This is a genomic window from Streptomyces globisporus (assembly GCF_003501885.1).
Classification (GTDB): Bacteria; Actinomycetota; Actinomycetes; order Streptomycetales; family Streptomycetaceae; genus Streptomyces; species Streptomyces globisporus_D.
Map to the genome: position 1 here is coordinate 1 of NZ_QWFA01000392.1, position 1177 is coordinate 1177.

Consider the following 1177-nt stretch of genomic DNA (forward strand, 5'->3'; position numbering starts at 1 on the left):
TGACGCGCATCTCTTCACCGCCCCAGCACGCCCGACGGGTACTAACCTCCGCCGGAGAGTATGTGAACCGCCGTGAACTCAAGCGCACGGGCGAACAGAAACCAAGGGGTGCGAACGTGGCCAGGAAGCTCGCCGTCATCGGTGCCGGACTCATGGGATCCGGGATCGCGCAGGTCTCCGCCCAGGCGGGCTGGGACGTCGTGCTGCGGGACGTCACCGACGCCGCGCTGACCCGGGGCCGTGACGGGATCAAGGCCTCGTACGACAAGTTCGTCGCCAAGGGCAAGCTGGATGCGGCCGACGCCGAGGCCGCGCTCGCCCGCATCACCACGACCACCGACCTCGACGCCGTGGCCGACGCGGACATCGTCGTGGAGGCCGTCTTCGAGAAGCTCGAAGTCAAGCACGAGATCTTCCGGGCCCTCGACAAGGTCGTCGGCGAGAACACCGTTCTCGCCTCCAACACCTCCGCCATCCCGATCACCAAGATCGCGGCCGCGACCGAGCGTCCGGAGCGCGTCGTCGGCGTGCACTTCTTCTCGCCGGTCCCGATGATGCAGCTCTGCGAGCTGGTGCGCGGATACAAGACCACCGACGAAACCCTCGCCACCGCAAGGGAGTTCGCCGAGTCGGTCGGCAAGACCTGCATCGTCGTCAACCGTGACGTGGCGGGCTTCGTCACCACCCGGCTGATCTCGGCGCTCGTCGTCGAGGCCGCCAAGCTGTACGAGTCGGGCGTCGCGACCGCCGAGGACATCGACATCGCCTGCAAGCTCGGCTTCGGCCACGCGATGGGCCCGCTCGCCACCGCGGACCTGACCGGCGTCGACATCCTCCTGCACGCCACGAGCAACATCTACACCGAGTCGCAGGACGAGAAGTTCGCCGCCCCCGAGCTGATGCGCCGGATGGTCGACGCAGGTGACATCGGGCGCAAGAGCGGGCAGGGCTTCTACACGTACTGATCGGCTTCGTACGGATCCCGATCGGATCAGCCCTCTCGGCCCGGCCGGCCCACCGCCGTCCGGGCCGGGGGAGCCGGGGATTCTACCCGGCGGAGACCGGAAGCCGACGAACCCGAGTCACTCCACCGAGTGAATTCGGTATCGGTTCGCTCACAGACGGCAACTTCCCCGTCGCTGCGGCAGTCAGTGGTGGCAGAGGCAAAGCCGGCGGC

The 1177-nt window shown here is 67.8% G+C and carries 1 protein-coding gene; it reads left to right on the plus strand.

Going from position 1 to position 1177, the window contains the following annotated elements; translation table 11 throughout:
- Positions 1 to 116 precede the first annotated feature (116 nt).
- Entirely contained in the window at positions 117 to 965 is an 849-nt protein-coding gene (locus D3105_RS33900) for a 3-hydroxyacyl-CoA dehydrogenase family protein (protein WP_118906598.1), read from the plus strand.
- Positions 966 to 1177: the final 212 nt, after the last annotated feature.